Origin of the sequence: Litoreibacter ponti, from assembly GCF_003054285.1 — a bacterium.
In the GTDB taxonomy this organism is placed as follows: Bacteria; Pseudomonadota; Alphaproteobacteria; order Rhodobacterales; family Rhodobacteraceae; genus Litoreibacter; species Litoreibacter ponti.
Genome location: NZ_QBKS01000001.1, coordinates 2,306,195 through 2,331,448, shown reverse-complemented (window position 1 = coordinate 2,331,448; position 25,254 = coordinate 2,306,195). Strand labels below are relative to the sequence as shown.

25 protein-coding genes are annotated in these 25,254 nt (G+C 59.9%); 14 read left to right on the top strand and 11 right to left on the bottom strand.

The annotated features are described in order from the left end of the window. A complete protein-coding gene (locus C8N43_RS11845; protein WP_107845797.1) occupies nt 1-1,155 on the bottom strand; it encodes a KpsE/RkpR family capsule polysaccharide export protein in 1,155 nt (384 codons plus the stop codon). Between the two features lie 96 nt (nt 1,156-1,251). Between C8N43_RS11845 and C8N43_RS11840 the strand changes: the two genes are divergently transcribed. The 4 genes from C8N43_RS11840 to C8N43_RS11825 all read left to right on the top strand — a co-directional run bounded on the left by C8N43_RS11840 (nt 1,252) and on the right by C8N43_RS11825 (nt 6,262). Then, on the top strand, nt 1,252-2,043 hold the full coding sequence (locus C8N43_RS11840; protein WP_245912981.1) for an ABC transporter permease: 792 nt from the start codon (nt 1,252-1,254) through the stop codon (nt 2,041-2,043). Between the two features lie 70 nt (nt 2,044-2,113). Continuing rightward, nucleotides 2,114-4,327, top strand: a complete 2,214-nt coding sequence (locus C8N43_RS11835; protein WP_107845795.1) for a glycoside hydrolase family 99-like domain-containing protein — start codon at nt 2,114-2,116, stop codon at nt 4,325-4,327. A 54-nt stretch (nt 4,328-4,381) separates the two neighbouring features. Then, complete coding sequence (locus C8N43_RS11830; RefSeq protein ID WP_146174211.1) at nt 4,382-5,338, top strand: hypothetical protein; 957 nt, start codon at nt 4,382-4,384, stop codon at nt 5,336-5,338. 6 nt (nt 5,339-5,344) lie between these two features. Then, nucleotides 5,345-6,262, top strand: coding sequence for a class I SAM-dependent methyltransferase (locus tag C8N43_RS11825; RefSeq protein ID WP_107845793.1), 918 nt, complete (start codon nt 5,345-5,347; stop codon nt 6,260-6,262). A 55-nt stretch (nt 6,263-6,317) separates the two neighbouring features. On the opposite strand, the gene C8N43_RS11820 is transcribed toward C8N43_RS11825, so the two are convergent. From C8N43_RS11820 to C8N43_RS11795, 6 genes are all read right to left on the bottom strand, one after another. After that, the gene (locus C8N43_RS11820; RefSeq protein ID WP_146174210.1) at nt 6,318-6,686 is read right to left on the bottom strand and encodes a hypothetical protein; all 369 of its coding nucleotides are present in this window, start codon (nt 6,684-6,686) and stop codon (nt 6,318-6,320) included. 11 nt (nt 6,687-6,697) lie between these two features. Next, nucleotides 6,698-7,285, bottom strand: coding sequence for a glutathione S-transferase family protein (locus C8N43_RS11815; protein ID WP_107845791.1), 588 nt, complete (start codon nt 7,283-7,285; stop codon nt 6,698-6,700). 6 nt (nt 7,286-7,291) lie between these two features. Further along, entirely contained in the window at nt 7,292-8,311 is a 1,020-nt protein-coding gene (gene holA / locus C8N43_RS11810) for a DNA polymerase III subunit delta (RefSeq protein WP_107845790.1), read from the bottom strand. Between the two features lie 2 nt (nt 8,312-8,313). Further along, the gene (gene lptE / locus C8N43_RS11805; RefSeq protein ID WP_107845789.1) at nt 8,314-8,796 is read right to left on the bottom strand and encodes an LPS assembly lipoprotein LptE; all 483 of its coding nucleotides are present in this window, start codon (nt 8,794-8,796) and stop codon (nt 8,314-8,316) included. Next, nucleotides 8,783-11,329: a leucine--tRNA ligase gene (gene leuS / locus C8N43_RS11800; RefSeq protein ID WP_107845788.1), complete on the bottom strand. Its 2,547-nt coding sequence runs from the start codon at nt 11,327-11,329 to the stop codon at nt 8,783-8,785. The genes lptE and leuS overlap by 14 nt, the downstream gene beginning before the upstream one ends. A 76-nt stretch (nt 11,330-11,405) precedes the next feature. Then, on the bottom strand, nt 11,406-11,927 hold the full coding sequence (locus C8N43_RS11795; protein WP_107845787.1) for a DUF3576 domain-containing protein: 522 nt from the start codon (nt 11,925-11,927) through the stop codon (nt 11,406-11,408). A 251-nt stretch (nt 11,928-12,178) separates the two neighbouring features. On the opposite strand from C8N43_RS11795, the gene C8N43_RS11790 reads away from it, so the two are divergent. The 3 genes from C8N43_RS11790 to C8N43_RS11780 all read left to right on the top strand — a co-directional run bounded on the left by C8N43_RS11790 (nt 12,179) and on the right by C8N43_RS11780 (nt 15,193). Continuing rightward, entirely contained in the window at nt 12,179-13,204 is a 1,026-nt protein-coding gene (locus C8N43_RS11790; protein WP_107845786.1) for a porin, read from the top strand. A gap of 218 nt (nt 13,205-13,422) precedes the next feature. Next, on the top strand, nt 13,423-14,430 hold the full coding sequence (locus C8N43_RS11785) for a porin (protein WP_107845785.1): 1,008 nt from the start codon (nt 13,423-13,425) through the stop codon (nt 14,428-14,430). A 103-nt stretch (nt 14,431-14,533) separates the two neighbouring features. Further along, nucleotides 14,534-15,193: a YggS family pyridoxal phosphate-dependent enzyme gene (locus C8N43_RS11780; protein WP_107845784.1), complete on the top strand. Its 660-nt coding sequence runs from the start codon at nt 14,534-14,536 to the stop codon at nt 15,191-15,193. Here C8N43_RS11780 and C8N43_RS11775 read toward each other — a convergent pair. Then, nucleotides 15,177-15,629, bottom strand: a complete 453-nt coding sequence (locus C8N43_RS11775) for a L,D-transpeptidase family protein (RefSeq protein WP_107845783.1) — start codon at nt 15,627-15,629, stop codon at nt 15,177-15,179. The two genes, C8N43_RS11780 and C8N43_RS11775, sit on opposite strands and share 17 nt — an antisense overlap. A gap of 41 nt (nt 15,630-15,670) precedes the next feature. Further along, nucleotides 15,671-16,735, bottom strand: coding sequence for a GTP cyclohydrolase II (gene ribA / locus C8N43_RS11770; RefSeq protein WP_107845782.1), 1,065 nt, complete (start codon nt 16,733-16,735; stop codon nt 15,671-15,673). A 162-nt stretch (nt 16,736-16,897) separates the two neighbouring features. On the opposite strand from ribA, the gene C8N43_RS11765 reads away from it, so the two are divergent. Together C8N43_RS11765 and C8N43_RS11760 are read left to right on the top strand one after the other, a co-directional pair. Then, nucleotides 16,898-17,584: a response regulator transcription factor gene (locus tag C8N43_RS11765; RefSeq protein ID WP_107845781.1), complete on the top strand. Its 687-nt coding sequence runs from the start codon at nt 16,898-16,900 to the stop codon at nt 17,582-17,584. 106 nt (nt 17,585-17,690) lie between these two features. Beyond that, nucleotides 17,691-18,653 carry an alpha/beta fold hydrolase gene (locus C8N43_RS11760; protein ID WP_107845780.1) on the top strand — a complete coding sequence of 321 codons (963 nt, stop codon included), beginning with the start codon at nt 17,691-17,693 and terminating at the stop codon, nt 18,651-18,653. On the opposite strand, the gene C8N43_RS11755 is transcribed toward C8N43_RS11760, so the two are convergent. Beyond that, nucleotides 18,644-19,897 carry an MFS transporter gene (locus C8N43_RS11755; protein WP_107845779.1) on the bottom strand — a complete coding sequence of 418 codons (1,254 nt, stop codon included), beginning with the start codon at nt 19,895-19,897 and terminating at the stop codon, nt 18,644-18,646. The genes C8N43_RS11760 and C8N43_RS11755 overlap by 10 nt on opposite strands. A gap of 70 nt (nt 19,898-19,967) precedes the next feature. On the opposite strand from C8N43_RS11755, the gene C8N43_RS11750 reads away from it, so the two are divergent. Genes C8N43_RS11750 through C8N43_RS11735 form a run of 4 tightly spaced genes read left to right on the top strand, consistent with a single transcriptional unit; the run spans nt 19,968 to nt 22,581 of the window. Next, on the top strand, nt 19,968-20,756 hold the full coding sequence (locus C8N43_RS11750) for an exodeoxyribonuclease III (RefSeq protein ID WP_107845778.1): 789 nt from the start codon (nt 19,968-19,970) through the stop codon (nt 20,754-20,756). A 56-nt stretch (nt 20,757-20,812) separates the two neighbouring features. Then, nucleotides 20,813-21,736: a thioredoxin gene (trxA, locus tag C8N43_RS11745; RefSeq protein ID WP_107845777.1), complete on the top strand. Its 924-nt coding sequence runs from the start codon at nt 20,813-20,815 to the stop codon at nt 21,734-21,736. Between the two features lie 27 nt (nt 21,737-21,763). Continuing rightward, nucleotides 21,764-22,405 carry an LON peptidase substrate-binding domain-containing protein gene (locus C8N43_RS11740; RefSeq protein WP_107845776.1) on the top strand — a complete coding sequence of 214 codons (642 nt, stop codon included), beginning with the start codon at nt 21,764-21,766 and terminating at the stop codon, nt 22,403-22,405. Next, on the top strand, nt 22,402-22,581 hold the full coding sequence (locus C8N43_RS11735) for a Trm112 family protein (protein ID WP_107845775.1): 180 nt from the start codon (nt 22,402-22,404) through the stop codon (nt 22,579-22,581). Before C8N43_RS11740 ends, C8N43_RS11735 begins: the two co-directional genes overlap by 4 nt. Here C8N43_RS11735 and C8N43_RS11730 read toward each other — a convergent pair. Continuing rightward, a complete protein-coding gene (locus tag C8N43_RS11730) occupies nt 22,578-23,840 on the bottom strand; it encodes a UbiH/UbiF/VisC/COQ6 family ubiquinone biosynthesis hydroxylase (protein ID WP_107845774.1) in 1,263 nt (420 codons plus the stop codon). The two genes, C8N43_RS11735 and C8N43_RS11730, sit on opposite strands and share 4 nt — an antisense overlap. A 43-nt stretch (nt 23,841-23,883) precedes the next feature. Between C8N43_RS11730 and C8N43_RS11725 the strand changes: the two genes are divergently transcribed. Beyond that, nucleotides 23,884-25,215 carry an amidase gene (locus C8N43_RS11725; RefSeq protein ID WP_107845773.1) on the top strand — a complete coding sequence of 444 codons (1,332 nt, stop codon included), beginning with the start codon at nt 23,884-23,886 and terminating at the stop codon, nt 25,213-25,215. Nucleotides 25,216-25,254 lie beyond the last annotated feature (39 nt).

The window sequence follows — 25,254 nt, the reverse complement described above, 5'->3', positions numbered from 1 at the left end:
TCAGCCCCGGTCCCGAATACTGTAGTAAACGAGCGATGCGATTGTCCAAGACAGGAAAGAGAAAACAGCGATAAGCAGCAGGATAGCACCACGCTCGGGGTATTCCGCGCGTTCGGCGATGGAAGGCTTGAGATAGGCCGCAAGGTAGCGGCTTTGCCTTTGCGCCTGCGCGAGCGAGTTATCATAAGCGGCAAGAGCGGCGACATACGCGCTTTGCGAAAACTCGAGATCAACGTTCAGCCGCTCGAACTCACCGATGATGGACACATAATCCTCATCAATGCTGCTTGAGTTGGACCCAAATTTTGCCCGTTCCTCTTCAATCCTAAGCTGGATGACTTTGATCCGGTTTTCGGCCTGAACGATGCGCGGGTCGCTGGTCCTTGTCGTTTCGCGAAGAAGGTCGAGTTCGATCAAGGCTGTCGCAAACTGTTGTTGCAGATTGTTCAGGATACCCATCTGCCCCTGCAAATCAGCCTCCGGGTCGACGATCTGGGTGCGTGCCCGGAACTCTAGGATAGCCTGCCGCGCGCCTTTGAGCTTCTCAACGGCCAGATCAAGATCTTCCTTTGCGTAGCGGGTCGCATCAATCCGAGCGATGGCACTAAGCTCGTTAATCATCTCGGAGCTGTGCTGGAAGATCTTGTTGGCGATCTCGAAAGCTGTGTCGGGCTCGAAAGCCTTTACTCGAAGCTCGATAAGACCCGTGCCACTATCATAGAAAATCTTGACCATTCTGCCCCAATAGTCGGTGAGGTCTTCGATGGTCCCACCAGGCTTCAGGGAGAAGTATGGATCCTCGTCATAGTACTGCGAATACGTGGCTTGCAGGTCGACTTCTTTGTCTATGGCAGAAACAAGCTGCTGACTTTGAATGAACTCGTAGAGAATGTCGGTGTCGGACGAGCTTGCCCCAGAAAGGTTCGAGATGCCCCCAAGGATATCGACCGCTGAACTGGTTTCTTCGGCTCTGACGGTGAAGCCGACGGAGGAGGCGAACTGGTCTTTCGCTATGGCAAACAAGTAGAACGCCGCCACGGTGACCGGGACGATGAAGAACAGAATGAAGCTCGCAAAGAGCCAGACATGCCGCGTGCGACCACGTGCGAGCTGTGCTGTTGAAAAGGGTGCGTTTTGTGGGGTGGGCTTAGACATTCAGCGGTTGTGCTCCGATCGGCGCGTTGGCCATCGCCTTCTGTGTCTGTATAGTGCCGTTTCGAAGAGTTGTGCAATAAGAGCGGGTCTAACCTGATGGAAGCGAACGCAGGTGTCGGTCAGCCAAGATTTCGCACGATACGCTCAATCATGGCGCTCATGTTGCGCGAAATGTCCTCGACATACGGCCGATCGCCGGGGGGCTATCTTTGGGCGCTGCTGGAGCCCGTAGGTGCCATTGCGATCTTGTCTTTTGTTTTCTCTTTTGCTTTCAGGTCTCCGTCGCTTGGGGCGAATTTCCCCCTGTTCTATGCCACGGCGTTCCTGCCATTCATGATGTTCAACGATGTCTCGACGAGAATTGCCCAAGCTATTTTGTTCTCCCGCCAGTTTTTGAACTATCCGGCGGTCACTTTCATTGACGCTATTCTGGCGAGATTCTTCCTGAACACCATCACGCACATAATGGTCTTCTATATCGTCATGACAGGCATCCACGTGCTGTTCGATCTGAATTCGATCATCGACTACCAGCTGATGATCATCGCGCTTATCACAACTGCGCTGTTCGGTTTGGCGGTAGGGACGCTCAACTGTTACTTGTTTACGAAATTCACCGTATGGCGCTCTATTTGGTCCATATTGATGCGGCCCATGTTCATTATTTCAGGCGTCTTTTTCCTGTATGAGGACGTACCCAGCGAGCTGCGAGACTACCTGTGGTACAATCCGGTGATCCACCTGACCGGGATGATGCGCTCCGCGTTCTATGCGACCTACGACGCTAACTATGTGTCGACGGTATACTTGTACCTCCTGATCGGATCGTTGAGTACGCTTGGATTACTGCTGCTTGGGCGGTCTTACCGTGACCTGATCGAAAGATAGCCGCGCGCAGTTGAGCATTGAATCGCAAGCTGATAATCAACTCAGATCGACCAGATGAGAGCGCTTCCATATGCCATCGAAGACTATTGCGAAGCTGGTGAGCGCGTTAGGTTTTTTCGTCCCTCGACCGCTTCTCGATTACTACACTTTCCGCGTCTGGCGATCGAAGCATTTCGACCGGAATTTCTACCTTGGCGTCAACCAAGGCCTTAACCCGGTGTACCGCGCCTTTCCTGCTCGTCACTATGTCCGCTTTGGCGAGCCGATGGGATGGCAACCCAATCCTGACTTTTCGCCGGAGGCCTACAAGCGCCTCAACCCAGACCTGGACGACACCAGACTCAAACCTTTATTGCACTACATTCGGTATGGTGCGGAAGAACGGCGCGTTACCAAGGATCTGGTGACTGGGCCAAGCGCAGATCAGATCGGAACCCCAGATATACGCACGATCATCGCGACAGCCCAAGAGGCCAGCGCGCGTTTCGCGGTTCATGTTCACATCTACTATCTCGAGATGTGGTCGGGGTTTGCTGACACTTTGGCAAAAGTGGATATCGAGTTCGATCTGTTCGTGACGATCACGAAGTTCGGTGAAAGGTCGGAGGAGCTCAAGGCGGAGATCCTTGCGCAATACCCCGACGCCTTAGTTGTCTTCATGCCGAACCATGGCCGCGACATTTTTCCGTTCGTTCACCTAGTCGCTACAGGCTTGCTGACGCGATACGATGCTGTCTGCAAAATCCACACCAAGAAGTCTCCCCACCGCCAGGATGGCGATATTTGGCGCAACCATCTCGTGTCAGGATTGCTGCTTGGAGGCGAAACCGGAACGCATCTCAAGGCCTTCCTGAACGATCCGACTGCCAGCCTGTGGGTCGCGGATGGTCAGCATTATGATGATCCGGTTTGGTGGTCATCGAACTTTGCCCCGACTGAATATATCCTGCGCCGCGTGGAAATCCTGCCGCACCGCGATCGGCTGTCGTTCCCTGCAGGCTCCATGTACTGGCTCAAGCAGGACTTGATCTCGACCATTCGGGGCCTGTCTCTGACAGACAGTGATTTTGAGCAAGAGAACGGCCAAGTCGACGGGACACGCGCGCATGCCTTCGAGCGCGCATTGGGTCATATGGCTGAGGATGGCGGACATCAGATCGTCCAAACCTCTCAACTGAATCTCAATGTGGCTGCCTCAACGCCAGAGAAGCCGCGATATGTGTCGGCCTTCTACCTGCCCCAGTTCCATCGCGTTCCAGAGAATGATGCATGGTGGGGCAACGGCTTCACGGAATGGGTTGCCGCGTCCTCTGCCAAGCCGAACTTCGCGTCCCACCAGCACCCACAGATTCCGGGAACTCTGGGCTTCTATGATCTACGTCAGACAGAAGTGATGGGAGAGCAGGCGAAACTGGCGCAGGCAGCGGGCATCGACGCGTTTTGCACTTACTTCTATTGGTTCGATGGCCGCCGCATTCTGGAAAGCCCCATTGATCGGCTTCTGGATCGTTCCGACATTGATTTCCCGTTCTATCTCTGTTGGGCCAACGAAAGTTGGCGGCGCAACTGGGACGGCATGTCCGGCGAGGTCCTACTGGACCAGAGCTATAATGACGGATTCGAAGCGAATTTGGCTCGCGACAGCGCGGTCTACATGCGAGATGTGCGGTACCAAAGGCCAGACGGATCGCGGCCTCGCTTTGTGATATACCGTCCTGAGGATATGCCGAACCCTGCCGAAAGTATCGCTAAATTACGTCAGGCTTGGCGCGATGAAGGTATCGGCGATGTCGAGCTCGGCGCTGTAATTTTCCATATTGAGGGTGCTCAGCCTTTTGACGCAGCTTTGCTGGATTTCTGGGTTGAAATGCCGCCCCATAATCTTGTGACGCTCGATGATTATATCGTCGGAGGACCGAAGGAGCCGGAAGTTGATCTTCTTCCCGCACCGGGCTTCAAGGGGCTCATATACGGGTATCGCAATGTCATTGCGAATAGCGGTAGTCCCGAATACGTCTCGAAGCTGCCAGCGAATACTATTGCGAGTGTCATGCCGTCATGGGACAACACCGCGCGGCGTGGGAAGGCCGGGCATGTGGCGTGGGGTGCCAACCCCATGACCTTCAATCAATGGATACGCCAGACCTGCGAGACAAGAATAAGCGGTTCGTACCGACAAGAGATGTTTATCAACGCGTGGAACGAGTGGGCCGAAAAGGCCATGCTTGAGCCAACGCATCAATATGGCGACGCCGCTTTGAAAGTACTGTCAAAATGGACGTGAGCGCAGGCTGCTGGAACCAAATGTCGGTAACTCCGGCTGAATTGGTGCGCTAGAATGTCAAAGCTGGTTCTACATATCGGGACGCATAAGACTGCAACGACCACGATCCAGAGGTCGTTGCATCTGAACAGGACCGAAGCCTTCAAGGCTGGGCTGGTCTATCCCGATCTACCGAGACAGCACCACGGGCTTGTTGCGGACTGGATCAGATTGCCGGAGTTTTATCACTACCCGGCCGGAGCCAAGGCGCATTGGCAGCACATAACAAAAGTAAACTCCGGCACGGATAGGACGGTTCTGATCTCGACCGAGGAGCTGTCCCGTGGGACGCCGGACAATCAGGTCAATTTCAGCGAACTGCGCGAGCTTGTAGCGGCGTTTGACGAGGTCGAGGTGGTTTGTTTCCTGCGCGACCAGCTCAGCCTGATCCAGTCAATCTTCTTTGAAGTGTTTCGCAAGCACGGGAAGCTCGGTTGGAACAACTATCTGGCGCTTTGTTTCCGCGATCGCTTGGCCACTGGCGTTTTCCTCGATTACGGCAAGCTCTACGATTTGCTGCTGACGCACTTCTCAGAAGACGAGATCACGTTTTTACCGTTCCGTCCGAGTGGTCAGGCTGTCAGTCCTCTTAACGCTTTGCTTTCGCATATCGGCTTTTCCAACCTGATTGGCAAAATCAAGCAGGAGGATGCAAACCGCTCAGCGGAGCCGCTCGCGACATGGCTTTCCGTTCTGATCAATCATCCCGACGGCTTTGATGCCGATCTGGCGACGACCATTCTGCCTTTGTTCGACGGTAAGAAAACTTCGATGTACACCAGTGCGGAGGCGAAGCGGGTCGTGGATTTTTTCGAGCCGCTGAATGCAGCCTTTCTGGAGCGGTACCCCGGTTTGACCGCATCCGACCTGGCGATGCAGCAACCTCTTGAAGATGAGTATTTCTTCAGAGATCAAGTGAGAACCCCTGTCTGGATTGAACTCGCACGGCTGATGCGGAATGAAACGTCCTGATTTGGCATGAATAGCTTCGCAATCAGAGTGAGACGGAAACTAAGGCTCCTGCCCCAAAGCAAAGCTCTGGACATATACAAAGAGGCAACTGACGAGTTTCAGGAGTTCGAGCCACTCTTGGACTTTCACCAAGAGCATTTTGCCAATCAACGTGCGTCGGAGGCCGCTCTGTCGAGACAAAATGGAACGGTCGAAATCTTCCATGCAAGCCGAAACTACCCCGCTACGGTTGCAGTCGCTACCAGCGCAAAATTCCTCGATCTGTACAATTTCAGGGAAAGTTTTGTTGATCCGTCTGGCTTGAATGCGAGGCAACGCCAGCTTTTGCTTGCAACACAGAGGCGAATTGAGAAGCGCAATCAAAAGGCCGCTCTCTTCGAATACAACACGCCCTTGCACAATGAGCTGTCTAAGAGCGGCTTGTTGATCACTCCAAGCCACTTTGTCGGGGATCCAAGCGATCCTTTGCATCAAGACCTTCAGAGGCTGGGATATGCGGATGCAGCGTTCGATTTTGCGATCCACAGCGATGTGTTGGAGCATGTCCCGAACGCCCACGTCGCGCTTCGCGAGTGCTTCCGAATATTACGTCCCGGGGGGCGGTTGATTTTCACGACGCCGATGTTTCCGATGCAAAAAAACATGTTGCGGGCCGAAATAGATGATGCGGGAAACCTGATACGGCATCTGCCCGATGAGATACATGGAGACAACCTCACGGGCGGGATCCTGACATTCCATAATTTCGGCTGGGAACTGGTTGAGATCCTGCGAGAGATCGGGTTCACGGATGTTGGGGTCGAGGTTTGCGTAGAACCGAAGCTAGGACTTTTCTCAACGAATTGCCCGATTTGGACTAGCCTGGATCCCTTTCAGCCCGGGAATATGCTGCCGATCGTTTTGAAGGCTGTGAAGCCTCGCTAGTACCGGGACGCTTGCCAACCGCGCCTAGTTTCGCCGCAAGAGGCCAGCGCAAATCCTAGACGTCGCGACCTTGGATGAAGAGGCATTCATAGCGCTCCTCGGTCTGCTCGACGATATCTTCGATTTCGGCGTCCAACGCGCGGGTAATGGCGCGAGCGCGGCGTTGATCTTCTACTGCGGTAAGCTTTTCGGCCGCGCCGTCGACGGCGGCATTGAATCGCGTGTCGAGATAGACATGCGCCTCGCGGGCATGGGCCTTTGTCGCCTCGGGCGTCTCTTTTGGCGCGCAAGTATAGGTGAAGATGCTTTCGCCATCGCGGGACGCGAATGCGTATTTCTCACGATCGGGAAAGGCGGCTTCGATGATGGCCTGATCGGTGCAGCCGGCGAAAAGCGCCAGCATAACGAGCGCGATAGCTCTCATCAAAATCCCTTTCAGCTGGCGCGCGCCGCCTTGTAGGCCGGGCGCACTTTCAGCGTGTTCAAATAATCCGACAATCTGGGCTCCGTTATGCCAAATTTCGCCGTAATCGCCCAGCCAAGGCAGTGGCCCAGCACCACATCGGCGATAGTCAGCCGGTCACCCATCAGGAACGGCCCATCGCCCATCTGCGCGACGAGGCGGGACTGGGCTTCGGCGAACTCCCATTTGAGCGTGTCCTTGATCTCTGGCACGCGCTTGTCCTTTGGCAAAATGAAGCTATGGCGCGCAGCCGACCAGAGCACCGCGTCAAACTCATCGAGAATCAGGTTCGTGAAGCCGTCCTGGCGGGCGCGACCCAACGTTCCCGCCTTGAAAGTCATGCCGTCATGCTTGTCGGCGAGATACGTCATGATGGCGGTACTATCCGTCAGCACGGCCCCGTCATCGACCAGCGCGGGGATCTTTCCCGATGGGTTGTGCTCCAAAGCCTCAGGTGAATGCGGTCCTGCGTTGATTTGCTCGTAGGGTTGGCCAAGCTCCTCAAGCAGCCATTTGACCCGGAAGGCGCGGCTGGGGGTCACCCCGATCAGTGTATACATGTCGTTCTACCTTCCCATCATAGCCAGTCGGATCATCGCACGCTCCATCAGGGCCATTTGCGGCACGGGCTTGGCCGAGCGCAGCTGCAGGTCGGTGTCGGTCAGCACCTTGAGCGCCTGTTCCAGCTTGTAGACCCCCCATTTGCGCGCCTGCCGCGACATGCGCTCCTTGCGCATGTAAGGAACCGGAGGGCGGGCGCGGGCGAGGCCTGCTTCCGGACCTTTCGGGTCGGAGGCCGCGACATAGAGCTTGCGGAAATGCATGGTTGCCGCGATGCACAGGCGCACGGCGGCGATGCCTTGCGCTTCGAGCTTGGACAGGATCGGGCCGATTTCCTGGAACCGGCCTTCGGCGACGATGTCGATGGCATCGTCCAGCGCGGCCTCGGATGTGGCGGGGGCGCAATTGGCGATATCGTCGGAGCTGACCGGGCTCTGGTCGCGATACTTGTAGAGCGCAAGCTTCTCGACCGTCTGGCGGAAATCGCCGGGCTCCAGCACCCGACCCAGATCCATCAGGTCGCCCATCGCATCGGTGGGAATGTCGGTGATGCCGGCCTTCTTCAGTTCTGCCTCGATTTCGTCGCGACCCGGGGGGTCGGAATAGATCGCGGCGGCGTAGGAATTGTTGTGGCCCTCGAAGAGCTTGCGCAGGGCCGCGCGTGGGGTCAGCTGGCCTGCGGTGACGATGATCGTGGCATCGCCCTCGCGCCATTCTTCCAGCGCGGCCGCACAGGCCTTGGCCACGGTATCGGACGCGTCTTCCACAAAGGCGACACGGGCGCCAGGGAAGAAGCCCTGCGCCTTGATCGCATCGAGCAGCATAGCCGGGTCCTTGCGCAGCTCGGAGGCGGGGATGCGGGACAGGCGCATCTCTTCCTCGCCAGAGGGACCCACCAAGGCCGCGATAACCTCTTGCCGGCGCATGGCGATGCGCATGGCGTCGGGGCCGTAGATCAGCAGGCCCGCCCGGCGCGGATCGGGCTTGGCGAAGTAGGCACGGGCATCGCGGGGGGCGAGCTTCATGGTCAGAATTTGCCGGAGTTGATCAGTAGGTCCGAGGTGATCTTGTCGGCCAGCGCCACCATCAGGCGCGACTGTGCGTCCCGCTCGGCGGAGACGGTCGCGACCGGCTGGCTGGAGGCGGAATAGGCAGTGAACGTGTTCACCGTGCCTTTATAGACCTGCTCGCCTGACCCGATGTCGCGCAGAACATAAGTTGCCGTCCCCAGCAGGTTGAAGCGGGTGATATTGTTCTCGTCCGAGATGGCGAGGCCTTCCTCGCGCAAGCTCAGTACAACCGACATTCCGAATTGTGGCGCTTGCGGGCGGCCCAGCCGTTCTTCCAGTCGCGCGATCAGATCGAAGCTGTTGCGATCGGTAGGGGCGTCGACGACCACTTGCCCCCGCAGCTTCGTCGCGCTGCCGCCAGTTCCATAAACCGGCTCAAAGCCGCACGCGGCGAGCGCGGGCAGGGCAAGCAGCAGGAAGCGGCGGTTAAATGACGACATTGACGATCCGGCCTGGCACGACGATCAGCTTCTTCGGCGCATTGCCTTCCAGCGCCTTGACCACAGCATCATGCGCCAGCGCCAGCTTTTCAACCTCTTCCTTGGAGGCTTCGGCCGCGACGTCGATCTCGCCGCGCCGCTTGCCGTTGATCTGGATTGGCATGGTGATGGTGTCCTGCACCAGCAGCGCTTCGTCCGCCTCCGGCCAGGGCGCGTTGGCAATCAGGCCTTCGCCGCCCAGATGCGCCCAGATTTCCTCCGACAGGTGCGGTGTCATGGGCGACATAAGTTGCGCGAGCGTTTTGACCGCGGTGCGCTTGGCGCCCGGACCGGCCTTGGATTTCGAGATCGTATTGGCGAATTCGTAGATCTTGGCCACCGATTTGTTAAAGCCGAAGGTCTCGATCCCCAGCGTGACCTCACGGATCGCCTGCGCGGTGGCGCGTTCAAGATCGGTGTCGGTGTCGTCCCCGTCTTCCAGATCAGCGGCCAAGCGCCAGACGCGGCCCAGGAACTTCCACGCGGCCTCTGCCCCGGACGCGGTCCATTCGACGTCACGCTCGGGTGGGCTGTCAGACAGCACAAACCACCGCGCAGTATCCGCGCCGTATTGGTCGATGATGTCGACCGGATTAACCACGTTGCGTTTGGATTTGGACATTTTGGCTGAGGGAATGACCTCGACCGTCTCGCCGGTGGCGCGCAGGGTCGCGTTCGCCTCATCCACGTCTTCCGGCAAATGGTAGATCGGTCGGTTGTTCTCGTCGCGGGTCTGATAGATCGCGTGGGTCACCATGCCTTGCGTGAAAAGTGCGTCGAACGGCTCTTCGGTGCCTTGCGGCAGATGTCCGGTCTGCACCATCGCGCGGGCGAAGAAGCGCGAATAGAGCAGGTGCAGGATCGCATGCTCGATGCCGCCGATGTACTGATCGACGTTCATCCAATATGCCGCATCATCGATATTGGTCGGCGTTTCGGCGCGTGGCGCGGTGAAGCGCGCGAAATACCACGAGCTGTCCACGAAGGTGTCCATCGTGTCGGTCTCGCGCTGGGCGGGCTTGCCGCAGGACGGGCAGGCAACGTCGCGCCATGTCGGGTGGCGGTCGAGCGGGTTGCCTGGCACGGAGAAGTCGATCGGCTGGCTGCCTTCATCATAGGGCAGCTCGATCGGCAGGTTTTCTTTCTTCTCGGGCACCACGCCGCAGGTGTCGCAATGCACGACCGGAATGGGACAGCCCCAATAGCGCTGGCGGCTAAGCCCCCAGTCGCGCAGGCGGAACTTGACCTGCCCGGTGCCAAGATTGTTGGCCTCGAAATAGTCGATAGTGGCGTCGATGCCGTCCTGGCTGGTCGTCTCGGTTATCCCAGCAAAATGGTCGATATAGACGACCTTCTCGGTCTTGGCGGGGACGAGCGCTTCGTTCTCAACCTCGGTCTCGTCGCCGGGCATGTAGAAGGCGTTCTGCACGTCCAGCCCATATTTGCGAGCGAAGTCGAGGTCGCGCTGGTCGTGGGCCGGGCAGCCAAAAACTGCGCCGGTGCCGTAATCCATCAAGACGAAATTGCCGATCCAGACGGGCAGTTCGACCTCGTCGTAGATCGGGTGCTTGACCGTGATGCCGGTGTCGATGCCTTTCTTCTCGGCCTTCTCCATCGCGGCCTCGGTCGTGTCCATCTTGCGGCACTCGTCCACGAAAGCCGTCAGCTCGGCGTTGCCGTCGGCCAAAGCGCGAGAGACGGGATGTTCCGGCGAGATCGCAATGAAGCTTGCGCCGCGCATCGTGTCGGGGCGCGTCGAGTAGCACAGGATCGGCTCGCCGCCATCGGTGCGCTGGAACGGAATCTCGATACCGCGCGACTTGCCGATCCAGTTGGCCTGCATCAGCTTGACCTTGGCGGGCCAGTTGTCGAGCCCGTCGATGGCCTCTAACAGCTCATCGGCCATGGACGAGATGTCAAAGAACCACTGGGTCAGCTCGCGGCGCTCCACCGGCGCGTCGGAACGCCAGCCTTTGCCGTCGATGACCTGCTCATTGGCCAGCACGGTCATGTCCACTGGGTCCCAGTTGACCATCGCGTTCTTGCGGTAAACGAGCCCCTTCTCGAGGAAGTCGATGAACAGCGCCTGTTGCTGGCCGTAGTATTCCGGATCACAGGTGGCAAATTCGCGGGTCCAGTCGATGCTCAGGCCAAGTGGCTTCATCTGGTCGCGCATCGCGGCGATATTGCCGTAGGTCCAATCCTTGGGGTGGCCGCCTGACGCCATCGCGGCGTTTTCGGCCGGCATTCCGAACGCGTCCCAGCCCATGGGATGCAAGACCGAGAAGCCGCAGGAGGACTTGTAGCGCGCGATCACGTCGCCCATCGTGTAGTTGCGCACGTGCCCGATATGCAGGTTGCCCGAAGGATAAGGGAACATCTCCAGCACGTAGTATTTTTGCTTGGCGTCGTCGCGGGTGGCAAGGAAGGTCTGGGCGTCCTCCCAGGCTTTCTGCCATTTCGGCTCAACTGTGCGGGCGTTGTAGCGGGACATTTTTCTTTCCTTGAAACGTAAGACGCCGGGCTGTGATGGGCCCGGCGTCGGTCATACGTCTGCGCTGAGCGAAGGTCTAGAGCTTGCCGTCAGCGATGCGAAGCTGACGCGCGCGCGTCAGGATGGCGTCCTCGATGGCGCGGGTCGTGTCTGTCGCGACGGCCGCGCCGCCGGACCCTTGAAGCGACACGCGCAAAGAGCGCGCGTCGAGCGCAGGGTCCGTGATGAAGACAGTGGCGCGATAGGCCCGCGACGAGCCTTGCGGGCGCCCGTAGCCCATCGAAATGGTGCCGGTGAACGGATCAGCCGCCTGCACCGGCATGAAGTTCAAAACATCAAGAGATGCATTCCAGAGATACTTGTTCACACGCAGCGTGACGTTTGGGTCATCATTGTTGGCAAACAGGTCGAAGATGCTGTCGCCGCGTTCGGCGGCGGTCTGGGCCGCGGCGCTGTCGTAATCGCGGGAGAAGCCGTTTTGGTCGTTTTCGCGACGCTCGTTCTGGCCCGAGCCAAACAGACCGCGACCGCCACATGCGGACAGGCTGACCACAAGAAGGCCGCCCAAAATCAACTTGTATATACGGGTGTTTGCCATGCTCCGCCTGCCTTTACCCCTTGGTTTTATAGTGTCATATCGGAGCGCGCGGTTTGTCACAAGAAAGAATAGCGCGGCCGAATTTGGGCGCCGAAGACACAGTGTGGCCGTGTTGCATCAAATTCGCAGCTTGGTTTGTGGCCCGGCCCCGGCTGCTTGAAATCCACTCTCTAAAGCGTGAAACAGGCTGGGACTCAGTTCGGATTCCCTGAATTGAGGTGCACCAAGTTAACGAAACTCGAGGGAAAACGATGAAAAAAGTTCTCTTCGCATCTACCGCACTGGTCGCCTTCGGCGGCGCTGCTGTTGCAGATGTTGCCCTGTCCGGCCGTGCCGAGATGGGTATTGCCGACTCCGACTCCGGCGTTGCTGGCGAAAATGTAAGCACTCAGTTCTTCACTGATATTGACGTCACCTTCACCATGACCGGTGAAACCGACAACGGCCTGACCTTCGGCGCATCCGTCGATCTGGACGAAGGCGGCGACGGTTCCAGCGCGTCTGACGACAACACCGACGACGGTGGCGCAACGATCTTCATCTCCGGCGGCTTCGGCACCGTGACGATGGGTGACACCGACGGCGCAATGGACTGGGCCCTGACCGAAGCTGGTAACATCGGCAACGGCGGTTCTATCGCTGACGACGAAACCAGCCACGAAGGCTACCTCGGCTCCTACCTGGACGGCGCGTTCGGCCAGGACGGCCAGATCCTGCGTTGGGATTACTCCTCGGGTGCCTTCGGCGTAGCAATCTCCTTCGAGCAAGGCGATCGTGACCTCGGCGCAACCACTGGTGTTGCTGACGAGTCCGACGGTTTCGCATTGGGCTTCAAGTACGCTCTGGACCTGTCAGGCACGACCGTGAACTTTGGCCTGGGTTACCAGTCCATCAGCGACGCATCTGACGCCTCCGTGGCCGGTGCATTCGACGTCGACACCATCGGTGTTTCCGTCAACGCCGCCTTCGCAAACGGCCTGTCCGCAGGTATCGTGTTCAGCGACATCGACTCCGATGACGCAGGCAACACTTTTGATGGCGATCACATCGGTCTCGGCCTCGGCTACACCACCGGCGCGCTGACCCTGCACGCCAACTACGGTAAGTTCGAAGTCGACAACGGTGGCGAAGCCGAAGGCTTCGGTCTGTCGGCTGCTTACGACCTGGGCGGCGGTGCAGTTGTGCACTTCGGCTACGGCGACAGCGAAGTCACCGATGCGGCCGGTGCTTCCGTGGACTCCAGCAGCGTGTCCCTCGGCCTCGGCCTGAGCTTCTAAGCTCACGCTTACAGCTGATACGATTTGAAGAGCGGGCTTCGGCCCGCTCTTTTTCTTTTCCGGCCCTTTGGTCTTTAGCGCCGATTATGCGTTGCAAAAATGTGCCGGGGCCGTGCGATTATTCGCAAGGCCATTTCAGGGCCAAATTGAGGCGTGCTAAGAAGGCGCAGGGAAAGTGGTGATGAGTCGCCCCAAATTTCTAAGATTAAGGAAAACCGATGAAAAAAGTTCTCTTCGCATCTACCGCACTGGTCGCCTTCGGTGGCGCAGCTGTTGCAGATGTTGCCCTGTCCGGCCGTGCCGAGATGGGTATCGCGCAGTCTTCGAGCACGAACAGCGAAGTCGAAATGCAGTTCTTCACTGATATCGACGTCACCTTCACGATGACTGGTGAAACCGACAACGGCCTGACCTTCGGCGCATCCGTCGACCTGGACGAAGGCGGCGACGGTTCCAGCGCGTCTGACGACAACACCGACGACGGTGGCGCAACCATCTTCATCTCCGGCGGCTTCGGCACCGTGACGATGGGTGACACCGACGGCGCAATGGACTGGGCCCTGAAAGACGCGGGCAACGTCGGCAACGGCGGTTCTATCGCTGACGACGAAACGTCCCACCCGGGCTACCTTGGTGCCTACCACGACGGCGCAGCAGGCCAGGACGGCCAGATCCTGCGTTGGGATTACTCCTCGGGTGCCTTCGGCGTCGCAATCTCCTTCGAGCAAGGCGACCGCGATCTCGGCGCAACCACTGGTGTCGCAGACGAGACCGACGGCTTCGGTCTTGGCTTCAAATACGCTCTGGACCTGTCCGGCACGACCGTCAACTTCGGTCTGGGTTATCAGACCATCGACGGCCTGCCGATTGACGTTGACATCGTTGGTGTCTCTGTCGACGCAGCCTTCGGCAACGGTCTGAGCGCTGGTATTGTCTACACCGACGGCGATATCTTCGGCGTCGCAGACTCCGATCACATCGGTGTTGGCCTCGGCTACACCACCGGCGCCCTGACGCTGCACGCCAACTACGGCCAGTATGACTTCGGCGACGGCACCGAAGCAGACGGCTACGGTCTGTCGGTCGCATATGACCTCGGCGGCGGTGCAGTTGTGCACATGGGCTACGGTGACGGCGATAGCACCGCGACCGCAGCAGCCGCTCCGAGCGCTGTGACCAGCGGCGACCGCAAGAGCTTCTCGCTTGGTCTGGGCCTGAGCTTCTAAGCTTAGCGACCATTGCAGAAATTTGGAAAGAGCGGGCTTCGGCCCGCTCTTTTCTTTTGCGCCGCCCTATGTTGCAAGGAAGCAAGAACAGGAAAGGTCGTACATGTCCCTCTCTGAAATTCAGTCGCGCATCGCAGACGAAGAGCGCCGGGTCGGCCGCGCAGCGGGCAGCACGCAGCTGATCGCGGTGTCGAAGAAACAACCCAACGACAGGGTTGAGGCCGTCTTGAAAGAGGGTCACCGCGTTTTCGGCGAAAACCAGGTGCAAGAGGCCGCCGGCAAATGGCCTGAATTCCGCGACCGCTACGACAATGTAGAGCTGCATCTGCTTGGACCGTTGCAATCCAACAAGACCCGTCAAGCGATGGAGCTGTTCGACGTGATCCATACCCTGGATCGGCTGAAGCTTGCCAAGCGGTTTGGGATGATCCGCGATGAGATCGGAAAATGCCCTGACATCTTCATTCAGGTGAACACGGGCGCCGAAGAGCAAAAGGCCGGCATCTCGCCGGACGAGGTCGAGGCATTCGTGACCGAGTGCCGCGCGCTCGACTTGCCCGTCATCGGCCTGATGTGCATCCCACCTGTAGACGAAGAGCCGTCACTGCACTTCGCCTTGCTCGCCAAACTTGCTAAAAGCAACGGGCTGGAGAACTTGTCCATGGGTATGAGCGGCGACTTCGAGCGGGCCATCGCCCAAGGAGCCACCCATGTTCGGGTCGGGTCCGCCATCTTCGGTGAACGGCCTACCCCCGCACAATAAGGCGGCTCTGGGGTCGCAAACGCCGGGCGATCCACAGAAGGTCTTCGGGCGCGAAGGCAACGCACCCTTCGGTCGGATGGCGCGGCTTGCGCCAGCGATGCACAAAAATGGCCGAGCCGCGTCCGGGCACGGAATAGGGCCAATTCCAATCGGTAATTAGGATCAGGTCATAAAGAGGGTCGGCGCGGGACAGGCGCTCGTGGCTGAACGGATGAGGCGCGCGGACCATGTGATTGTAATCCGGATCGGCGCCGTCATCCGACCACAGATCGGACGGACCGATGGGCTTGGCCCAATCGGTGGGGCGCTCCATGCGGTCGGGACGATACAGCATACCGACGAACCGGTGCACACCCTCGGGCGTCGCGCCGTCACCTTCCTGCTTCCGGGCCGTGATGCCGCCTTTACCGATGCTGGACGCAAAGCTGCGCCCCATAAACCGTGTCCCCCACGGCCCGGTCACGACATCCAAGACGTTCAAAGAAGATGCCCGGACTTCGCGGCCTTGGTGGCGAGATACGCCGCGTTGTGGCGGTTTTCGCCCACCTTCAGGGGCACGCGTTCGACGACCTCAAGCCCATTGGCCTGCAACATGGCGACCTTGGCGGGGTTGTTGGTTAACAGGCGCACACGGCTGAACCCCATGCGCGTCAGGATACCCGCGCCAAGCCGAAAGTCGCGTTCGTCGTCCTCAAATCCAAGGCGGTGATTGGCCTCAACCGTGTCGAAGCCCTGATCCTGTAGCGAATAGGCGCGCATCTTATTAACCAGGCCAATTCCACGACCTTCTTGATTGAGATAAAGCAGCACGCCGTGCCCTTCGGCCCCCATCTGGGCGAGCGCGCCGCGCAACTGCGGGCCGCAATCGCATTTGAGCGAGCCCAACAGATCGCCGGTGAAGCAAGCGGAATGAAGCCGGGTCAGAACGGGCTTGTCGCGGGCGGGTTGGCCGATCTCGATCGCATAATGCTCTTCACCGCCATCTTCCGGGCGAAAGACATGGAGGCGGCCAGCCTCTGACACGTCCATCGGCAAACGGGCGCTGACGAGTGGCAACAGCGGGCTTGGGGTCTCCAGGGTCTGTCCAAGCGCATCCGCGTCTAGATGGGTCAGGTTCGCGGGGGGCGAGGTCGCGGGGGCCATCAAAACGGCCGGCAATAGTCGCGCGGATTTCGTCAGCGCAATTGCCAGCCGCGCGTCACGCGGATCGCCACCGCGCATGGAGTGCAGGGGGCCCTTCATCGGGGCGTTCAAATCATCCGCCGGATCCGCAATAGCGGTGATCCAAGACACGGGTGCGTCGCTAGGAACCCTGATCCGGGCAAGATCACCGTCATAGGCACGCGCTTTCAGGGTTGCCGCACGCCAATCCGTAATCGCAAGCGTCAAGTCCTGCCCGGACAACTGCAAGGCGCTGAGACGGGCGTCCTGCAAGGTCTCTGCGGCAAGCACAAGCGAGCCGCCGATCACAATGGGTACGCCCATCCGCAGGTCTGCGCGGGCACGGGCGACAAGCTCGGTTGTGTCAGGAGAGAGGGTCATCGGGGCCGCTTCTGTAACAATTCACGCCCCTTCCTACGCCAATCCACGGAAAGTTGAAACAATTGCGGCGATCGCGACACGAGCCCGTGAATAACGGCCGCGTGAGTTGTCTCGGACCGGGTCCGCACACATTTTAAGGGTAACAAGAGAGGAATTAGACCTATGGCAACGTTGAAGAAAATCCTTCTGGTAGATGATGACGAGGATTTGCGCGAGGCGCTGTCCGAGCAGTTGATCATGACCGAGGACTTCGATGTCTTCGAGGCCGGAAACGGTGCCGAGGCCATGCAGAAGGCCAAGGAAGCGATCTATGATCTCGTCGTCCTCGACGTGGGCCTGCCCGACACTGACGGCCGCGAGCTGTGCCGCCTGATGCGCAAACAGGGCGTGAAATGCCCGATCTTGATGCTCACGGGTCATGACAGTGACGCCGACACTATTCTGGGCCTTGATGCCGGTGCGAATGATTACGTCTCGAAGCCCTTCAAGTTTCCAGTGCTTCTGGCCCGTATCCGCGCCCAGCTGCGCCAGCATGAGCAGTCCGAGGACGCCGTATTCCAGCTTGGGCCGTATACGTTCAAACCCGCCATGAAGATGCTGATCACCGAGGACGAAAAGAAAATCCGCCTGACCGAGAAAGAGACAAACATCTTGAAGTTTCTCTACCGCTCGACCGATGGCGTGGTCGCCCGCGACGTGCTGCTGCACGAGGTCTGGGGCTACAATGCGGGGGTTACGACCCACACATTGGAGACACATATCTACCGTCTGCGTCAGAAAATAGAACCAGATCCGTCCAATGCCCGCCTTCTTGTGACCGAATCAGGCGGTTACAAACTGGCTGTCTGAAGATTCTTTGGAACCCCCTGGTTGCGACGGGGTTATGTTGCAACAACCTCCCTGTTGGACTTGGCCCGGGCTAGCGCCCGGGTCTTTTTTTGTGGTCAGATAGGGCATGTTCCGCCGCACCATTCTACCCGCATTTGGGCTTGTGCTACTGGCCCTTGCCCTGCTGGTCGTGGCCCTGCGCTTGTCCGCAATGCAACGAGAGACAGTCAGCCGTGACGATCTGTTGCCTGCGAGGGGCGAGATGGTGAACACCTCCATGGGCGCGGTCTATGTCGACGCCCGTGGGCCCGAGGAGGGGGTGCCCGTCCTGTTAGTGCACGGCTCTGTGGGATGGGCCGGGTTCTGGGGCGAGACCAGCGATGCGCTGGCTGCCGCGGGCTACCGGGCCATTGCCTTCGACCTGTCGCCCATGGGTTTCTCGGACCGCGATCCGAAGGCCGACTACACCCGCCCGCGACAGGCGCAACGCATCTTGTCCCTGATCCGGGCGCTGAATATCAAACCGATCCTGCTTGCCCATTCCTTCGGTGCCGGGCCGGGGGTCGAAGCGCTGATGGACACGCCAGATCGCTTTCGGGCGGCGGTGATTGTGGCGGGCGCCTTGGGGGTCGGCAGCGAGCCTGCGCCCTTGCCTGCTCCGCTGCGCCCCGCATGGGTCCGCGAAGCTGTCGTTTCGGCAACGATCACCAACCCGCCTGCGCTGCCTTACCTGCTTGCCATGTTCCTACATAAAAAGGATCGCGCAACGCCCGAATATGTGGACATCCTGACCACGCCCTACCCGCGCGAAGGCACCACTGAAGCAATCGCGGATTGGTTGCCAACTCTTCTGTCGACCGTACCTGAAGCACGCTCGATTGATCCCGAAGCCTATCCCAGGATTGATCTGCCGATTACCTTGATCTGGGGCGAAGAGGACACCGCAACGCCCATCGCTCAAGGCGAATGGCTGCGCGACACGATCCCAGGAAGCAGTTTGATCCGCCTGCCGGACTTGGGCCATATCCCGCAGATTGAGGACCCTGCGGTATTCCAAAAGGCGCTATTGGACGCGTTGGGTCAGCTCTGAGGCAGGCGAAGCCGCAGTGTGCCGTAAAGAAGCAATGCGACACAGACAATAGCGCCCAAGGTATAGGGCGCACGTAGGGCGAGATCTCGCCCGATGGGCTCTTCCAGCGCCGCCACAAGTGCGCCTGCGAAAAGCGCGCCTAGCGGGATCGAGCCCCATCCGAAGAAACGGTAGATCGAGTTCACCCGACCCAAAAGCGCATCGGGAATGACGCGCTGGCGTAAGGAGACGGTGACGACGTTCCATGTCATGCCTGCCGACATCTCGAGAAACAGCGCAAGGCCCGCCAGCCATGGGTTCGACGTAAGCGCGAGGATGATGAAAGGGATCGGGAAGCAGGCCAATGCGCCCAGCACGCAGGCCTGCGCACCGAAGCGCGCGGCGAGTTTAGGGCCAATCAGCCCTCCCGCGACGCCGCCTGCCGCGCCTGCTGTCAAAAGGAAGCCATAGCCCGTCGCTTCGAGCCCCATCTGCTCTTGCGCCAGCAGCACAAGCATCGTGGCGCTCATCATGGTGACAAAGTTCAGCACGCCCAACATCAGCGCAAGACGCAGGATCAACGCGTGCCCGCGCATCCAGTCAGCGCCTTCCTTCAGCCGTGCCCAGAAGCTGGTGGTGATCGCCGGAATGGCCTTGGGCATCATGGCGACCTGCCAAACAAGGAAGGCGGCAATGCCGAAGGTGGCGGCATCGACAAGGAAAGGAACTGGCACGGCGAGCGCAATCAAGACGCCCGCAACGGGCGGGCCGACAAATTGCCCCATGATCTGCTCAATGCTCCAAAGCTGACCGTTGGCGCGCTCCAGATCGTGGGTCTCCACGATCGAGGGCAGGGCGGTTTGCGCGGCGTTGTCTCGCACTACCTCGGCGCTGCCGAGCAGAAAAGCCGCCGCACACAGGCCAAGGATCATTGGTAGGGCGGCGCTTGCGTTGTCGTCGAAGGGCAAGGGCGGGGCCGACAGGATCAGGCCCACGACACCCAGCGTCAGGATCATCCGCAACACATCCGCGCTGACCATCAGCCGTTTGCGGTCCACCTGATCGGTGATCACACCCGCAGGCAGGGAGAACACCAGCCAAGGCGCCCGCGTCGCGGCGGCGACGGCGGCGATCAGGAACGGGTCGCGGGTGATCAGGCTGGCAAGCCACGGGAAGGCCAAGGCCGAGATGCCATCGCCCAAATTCGAGACCGCCGTCGCCGAGAACAGCAGGCGGAAGTTGCGATTGACTGCGATCAGCGACATGGGGGCGTTTCCTTGTGGCGGTGGTCGGAGCGTCGGACTAATCTGCCCCCAAGTCAAACCGGAGACTGTCATGCCGTTCACGCTTGCCACCTGGAACATCAACTCGGTCCGCCTGCGCGAGCCGATTGTGCTGAAGCTGCTGCAAGAAGAGGCACCGGATGTCTTGTGCTTGCAGGAATGCAAAAGCCCGGTCGACAAGATCCCGACCGAAGGCTTGAACGCGCTGGGCTACACCCACATGGTTGCGCGCGGGCAGAAGGGATATAACGGCGTGGCGATCATCTCGCGCCTGCCGCTGGTCGAGGTGGGGGCAGAGGACTACGCCTCCCTCGGCCATGCGCGCCATGTCGCGGCCAGGCTCGAGAATGGCGTGACGATCCACAACCATTACGTACCCGCCGGCGGCGACGTGCCGGACCGCGATGTGAACGAGAAGTTCGGCCAAAAGCTCGACTATCTGACCGAGATGCGCGACGCCTTCGCCGCCGAGAAGCCCCAGAAATCCATCCTTGTTGGCGATCTGAACATCGCCCCCCGGGAGGACGATGTGTGGTCCCACAAGCAGCTGCTGAAGGTGGTCAGCCACACACCCATCGAGGTGGAGCATTTCAACGACGTGATGGAGGCGGGCGGATGGTCTGACGTCACCCGTGCCGATATCCCCGAAGGTCTGCTATACTCATGGTGGTCGTACCGCGCTCGGGACTGGGATGCGGCGGATAAGGGGCGCAGGCTGGATCATGTCTGGGCCACGCCCGATATCAAGAACGCCGCGCACTCGTCGCGGGTTTTGCGAGACGCGCGGGGGTGGGAGAAACCATCCGACCACGCGCCCGTCTTTGCAACATTTGATCTTTAGGGCGCGAGTACGCATATAAGTTGCAAATCGTCCCACAGAAATTGAGGACCTGAATTATGTTAGAACTGAATGTAGGCGGCATGGGCGGGCGCGACGCGCCCTCGGACCTGATCAAGGACACCTCAGAGGCGACCTTTATGGTCGACGTAATAGACGCCTCGCACGAACAGCCGGTGATCGTGGACTTCTGGGCGCCGTGGTGCGGCCCGTGCAAGACCCTTGGCCCGGCGTTGGAACAAGGCGTCAAGGACGCCAAAGGCGCGGTCAAGATGGTGAAGGTCGATGTGGATCAGAACCAGCAAATTGCGGCACAGCTGCAAATCCAGTCGATCCCGACAGTCTATGCCTTCTACAAAGGCAAGCCGGTTGATGCCTTCCAAGGCGCGCTGCCCGGCAGCCAGATCAAGGCGTTCATCGACAAACTGATCGCCGAGAGCGGTGGCGAGGTCGACAATGGTCTGGCTGATGCCGTTGCGGCGGCGGAAGCGATGCTGGACGAAGGGGCCGCCGTCGATGCGGCACAGACCTTCGCCGCGATCCTCGGCGAAGAGCCCAACAATCCTGCCGCCTATGCGGGCCTCGTGCGCGCGCATCTCGCCATGGGAGAGTTGGACAAGGCCGCGGCGATGCTCGACGCGATGCCGGCAGAACTTGTCGGCCTGCCCGAGATCGACGCGGTGCTGGCGCAGATCGACCTGCTGCAAAAGGCCGCTGACACCGGTCCGGTCGCGGAGCTTCAAGCCGCGGTCGAGGCAAACCCGGATGATCATCAGTCCCGCCTCGATCTGGCCTTGGCACTGCACGCCTCGGGCGACGGGCAAGCCGCCGTCGACCAGCTTCTGGAGCTGTTCCGCCGTGATCGCGAATGGAAGGATGGCGCAGCCAAGACCGAGCTGTTCAACATTTTCGATGCGATGAAGCCGGAAGACCCTATTGTCTTGAATGGCCGCAGAAAACTGTCGTCGATGATATTTGCCTGAGGGCCCCCGCGGCCTACGTCGAAGGTCATGTTAAGTGCATCTGACCTGCCGGACACGATTCCGCTCTTTCCTTTGCCCGGTGCGCTGCTTTTGCCGCGCGCCCGGCTGCCGCTGCATCTGTTTGAGCCGCGATATCTTCAGATGTTCGAGGACTGCTTGAAAACGCAGCATCGACTGGTTGGCATGATCCAGCCCCACGACGGACCGGGCGGCAAAGCGCAGCTTCATGCCATCGGCTGCGCGGGTCGCGTCACGCAATTCTCGGAAACCGAAGACGGACGCTACATGATCACGCTGGCCGGGATATCGCGTTTTCGTATTCGCCAAGAGGTCACCGGCTTCAGCCCCTATCGCCGGGCCGAGGTCAGCTGGGACGGGTTCGAACGTGATCTGGGCTACGCGGAAACCGACGATGCGCTGGATCGCGAGAAGTTTCTCAATCTCTTGGGCCGTTTCTTCGACGCTCAAGATCTCAAGACGGACTGGGACAGCCTGAAAGACGCCGACACCGAGCTGCTAATCAACTCGCTGTCGATGCTTTGCCCGTTCGAGCCGGAGGAGCGGCAGGCGCTGCTGGAGGCCCCGTCGTTGTCGACACGGCGCGAAACCCTTGTCACACTGATCGAGTTCGCCCTACGCGGCGGATCAGGCGAGGAAGTGGTACAATGAGCGATCCGAAAACTGACCGTCACATGCTCGAGGGGCTCGTCTGCCCCGTGACGCAGGCGACCTTGGCTTATGATGCCGAGGCGCAAGAGCTTGTGTCGAAGAGCGCGAAGCTGGCGTTCCCGATCCGCGGCGGTATCCCGATCATGCTGGTCGACGAGGCCCGCAAGCTCGACTAAAGACGCTGGCCCTGTAACAGACGGGGCAGGTCACCGGTGAGGCCGGCGGCCTCGCGGATGAAGCCGCGGCGCAGGCCGGGCAGGGCATTGACCAGACTCATTCCCAGATCACGTCCAGCGCGCAGTATCGGGTTATCGTTTGAAAACATTGCGTTGAATGTATTTGTCGCAAGCGCCAATGTCGTTGTGTCGAACCGCCGCCATTGCGCATAGCGCGCCATAACCGTCTCAGAGCCGATGTCTTCGCCGCGCCGCTTCGCATCGACCACCACCTGCGCCAACGCGCCCACGTCCCGCAGACCTTGGTTCAAACCCTGCCCTGCAATCGGATGCACACCATGAGCCGCGTCGCCGACCAGCGCCAACCGCGTGTCTGTAAGCCGGTCCGCAATGGTCAGGTTCAAGGGATAGGTGAACCGTGCACCCGCCACATGCAGCTTCCCAAGAAAGTCGCCGAAGGCGGGCCGAAGCGCCTCGATAAACGCGTCATCATCAAGGGAAGACAGCTCCGCCGCGCGCGCGGGCGTCTCGGCCCACACGATCGAACTACGGTTGCCCGTCAGTGGCAAGATCGCCAAGGGACCCGCGGGCATAAAGAACTGGTGCGCCACACCGCCATGGGGCTTTTCGTGGCCAATTGCGGCGACCACCGCCGTTTGCTGATAATCCTTGGAGCTGCGCCCGATGCCTGCCCGCTCGGCCACACCGCTTCGTCGCCCGTCGCATCCCACAAGAAGTCGCGCACGCAGCGTTTGGCCTGAGGCGAGCTGCACCGCAGCACGGGATGCGTCGGTTGTCTGAGCCACAACCGTCTCCGGCGTCAGATGCGTGATCCGCTCGCTGGATGCGATGGCATCAAGAAAAGCACGGCGCAGGTGACGATCTTCGACCAAGAAGCCCATCGGGCCCTCTTCGATCTCGGCATGATCGAAATGCATCCAGAACGGTGCCGGACCTTCGCCCGCGCGACCGTCGGTGACCTTGATCTCCAACATCGGTTGGGCGTTTTCGGCCAGCCCGTCCCACAATCCCACGGCGCCCAGCAAGCGTTTTGAGGCCAAAGCCAAGGCGTAAGACCGCCCGTCAAAGACGTCCGATTGCAGTCGCTCCAGCGGTTGATTGTCGATCAGTGTCACGCTCAGCCCGCCGCTGGCAAAGGCGATGGCCAAGGCGCAGCCGTTCAGCCCGCCGCCTACAATCAAGATGTCGCTGTCAAATTTCATACTTGGCAATATGAGCGTGCGGTCGGGATTGTCCATGCGCTGTGCTGCCGCTACCGTCGCCTGAAAAGGAGTGCTGCAGATGTCCGAGACTTGGCTGAAAATGACTGCCTGCGATCTGGGCCGTGCCATTGGCGCGGGCGAGATCGACCCGGTCGCGTTGACCGAGACCTATCTGACCGCAGCCCGCACCCACGCCCAAACAGAGCGCATATACGCCCGCTTCACCGAAGACCGCGCCAGGGCCGAAGCCAAAGCCGCGGCGGTGCGTGCAAAGCTCGATCAACGGCGGAGCTTACTCGACGGTGTGCCGATCTCCTGGAAGGACCTCTTCGACACCGCGGGCATTGCGACCGAGGCTGGATCAGCCTTGCTCAAAGATCGAGTGCCGGAGCGGGACGCAGAGGTTTTGCGCAACGCGACCGCGATGGGGCTTGTCTGCATCGGCAAGACCCACATGTCGGAACTGGCCTTTTCCGGGCTTGGGCTGAACCCGGTCACAGCGACCTCGCCTTGTGTGAATGACCTCGATGCGGTCTCGGGAGGATCGTCGTCGGGCGCGGCCACGTCCGTTGCGTTTGGCTTGGCTGCAGCGGGAATTGGCTCAGACACCGGCGGATCGGTGCGCATACCGGCGGCTTGGAACGATCTTGTTGGCCTCAAGACCACAATCGACCGCGTGTCGGTCGAAGGCACGGTGCCGCTTTGCGCGCGCTTTGACACAATCGGTCCCTTATGTCGTTCGGTCGAGGACGCCGCGCATTTGCTGGCGGCACTCGAGGGCGGAACCCCGACCGATCTGACGGCCGCATCCTTGCAAGACGCGCGTTTGATGGTGCTCGAGACGGTTGCCTTCGACGATATCCGGCCAGAGCCGCTGGCAGGGTTCGACGCGGCGGTCGCGAAGCTGGAGGCGGCGGGTGCCATGATCGAGCGCCATGCTTTCCCAGAGATGGAAGAGGCGCTGTCTTTCTCGGGAACGCTATTCTCTTCAGAGGCTTACGGCATCTGGAAGGATGTGATCGAAGCAAATCCGGACCTGATGTTTGGCGAAATCCTGAACCGATTCCGCTCTGGCGCCGATGTGTCAGCGCCTGATTACGTGGCGGCGTGGCGCCGACTGGAGGAAATCAAGCGCAGCTGGAACGCATTTATCGCAGCCTATGACGCCGTGATCCTGCCGACCTCGCCGATTCTGCCGCCCAATGCAGAGCGGTTGATGACCGACAGCGATTACTACGTCACCGAGAACCTTTTGGCGCTTCGCAATACGCGGGTCGGCAACCTGATGGGGTCCGCCGGGATCACGTTGCCGACGGGTGTTCCATCTGCGGGCATCATGTTCCTCGGCTTGCCAAATTCCGAAGAGCGCCTGCTACGCCTATGTGCCGCCGCGGAAGCTGCGCTGGCCTGAGGGGCCAAAAAGTCACACGCGCCACGCGCACACGCCCAA

Excerpts from the sequence above, each read along its gene's own strand:
- C8N43_RS11845 (WP_107845797.1), bottom strand. The coding sequence starts at position 1,155 with ATGTCTAAGCCCACCCCACAAAACGCACCCTTTTCAACAGCACAGCTC.
- C8N43_RS11840 (WP_245912981.1), top strand. The coding sequence starts at position 1,252 with ATGGAAGCGAACGCAGGTGTCGGTCAGCCAAGATTTCGCACGATACGC.
- C8N43_RS11835 (WP_107845795.1), top strand. The coding sequence starts at position 2,114 with ATGCCATCGAAGACTATTGCGAAGCTGGTGAGCGCGTTAGGTTTTTTC.
- C8N43_RS11830 (WP_146174211.1), top strand. The coding sequence starts at position 4,382 with ATGTCAAAGCTGGTTCTACATATCGGGACGCATAAGACTGCAACGACC.
- C8N43_RS11825 (WP_107845793.1), top strand. The coding sequence starts at position 5,345 with ATGAATAGCTTCGCAATCAGAGTGAGACGGAAACTAAGGCTCCTGCCC.
- C8N43_RS11820 (WP_146174210.1), bottom strand. The coding sequence starts at position 6,686 with ATGAGAGCTATCGCGCTCGTTATGCTGGCGCTTTTCGCCGGCTGCACC.
- C8N43_RS11815 (WP_107845791.1), bottom strand. The coding sequence starts at position 7,285 with ATGTATACACTGATCGGGGTGACCCCCAGCCGCGCCTTCCGGGTCAAA.
- holA (WP_107845790.1), bottom strand. The coding sequence starts at position 8,311 with ATGAAGCTCGCCCCCCGCGATGCCCGTGCCTACTTCGCCAAGCCCGAT.
- lptE (WP_107845789.1), bottom strand. The coding sequence starts at position 8,796 with ATGTCGTCATTTAACCGCCGCTTCCTGCTGCTTGCCCTGCCCGCGCTC.
- leuS (WP_107845788.1), bottom strand. The coding sequence starts at position 11,329 with ATGTCCCGCTACAACGCCCGCACAGTTGAGCCGAAATGGCAGAAAGCC.
- C8N43_RS11795 (WP_107845787.1), bottom strand. The coding sequence starts at position 11,927 with ATGGCAAACACCCGTATATACAAGTTGATTTTGGGCGGCCTTCTTGTG.
- C8N43_RS11790 (WP_107845786.1), top strand. The coding sequence starts at position 12,179 with ATGAAAAAAGTTCTCTTCGCATCTACCGCACTGGTCGCCTTCGGCGGC.
- C8N43_RS11785 (WP_107845785.1), top strand. The coding sequence starts at position 13,423 with ATGAAAAAAGTTCTCTTCGCATCTACCGCACTGGTCGCCTTCGGTGGC.
- C8N43_RS11780 (WP_107845784.1), top strand. The coding sequence starts at position 14,534 with ATGTCCCTCTCTGAAATTCAGTCGCGCATCGCAGACGAAGAGCGCCGG.
- C8N43_RS11775 (WP_107845783.1), bottom strand. The coding sequence starts at position 15,629 with ATGGGGCGCAGCTTTGCGTCCAGCATCGGTAAAGGCGGCATCACGGCC.
- ribA (WP_107845782.1), bottom strand. The coding sequence starts at position 16,735 with ATGACCCTCTCTCCTGACACAACCGAGCTTGTCGCCCGTGCCCGCGCA.
- C8N43_RS11765 (WP_107845781.1), top strand. The coding sequence starts at position 16,898 with ATGGCAACGTTGAAGAAAATCCTTCTGGTAGATGATGACGAGGATTTG.
- C8N43_RS11760 (WP_107845780.1), top strand. The coding sequence starts at position 17,691 with ATGTTCCGCCGCACCATTCTACCCGCATTTGGGCTTGTGCTACTGGCC.
- C8N43_RS11755 (WP_107845779.1), bottom strand. The coding sequence starts at position 19,897 with ATGTCGCTGATCGCAGTCAATCGCAACTTCCGCCTGCTGTTCTCGGCG.
- C8N43_RS11750 (WP_107845778.1), top strand. The coding sequence starts at position 19,968 with ATGCCGTTCACGCTTGCCACCTGGAACATCAACTCGGTCCGCCTGCGC.
- trxA (WP_107845777.1), top strand. The coding sequence starts at position 20,813 with ATGTTAGAACTGAATGTAGGCGGCATGGGCGGGCGCGACGCGCCCTCG.
- C8N43_RS11740 (WP_107845776.1), top strand. The coding sequence starts at position 21,764 with ATGTTAAGTGCATCTGACCTGCCGGACACGATTCCGCTCTTTCCTTTG.
- C8N43_RS11735 (WP_107845775.1), top strand. The coding sequence starts at position 22,402 with ATGAGCGATCCGAAAACTGACCGTCACATGCTCGAGGGGCTCGTCTGC.
- C8N43_RS11730 (WP_107845774.1), bottom strand. The coding sequence starts at position 23,840 with ATGGACAATCCCGACCGCACGCTCATATTGCCAAGTATGAAATTTGAC.
- C8N43_RS11725 (WP_107845773.1), top strand. The coding sequence starts at position 23,884 with ATGTCCGAGACTTGGCTGAAAATGACTGCCTGCGATCTGGGCCGTGCC.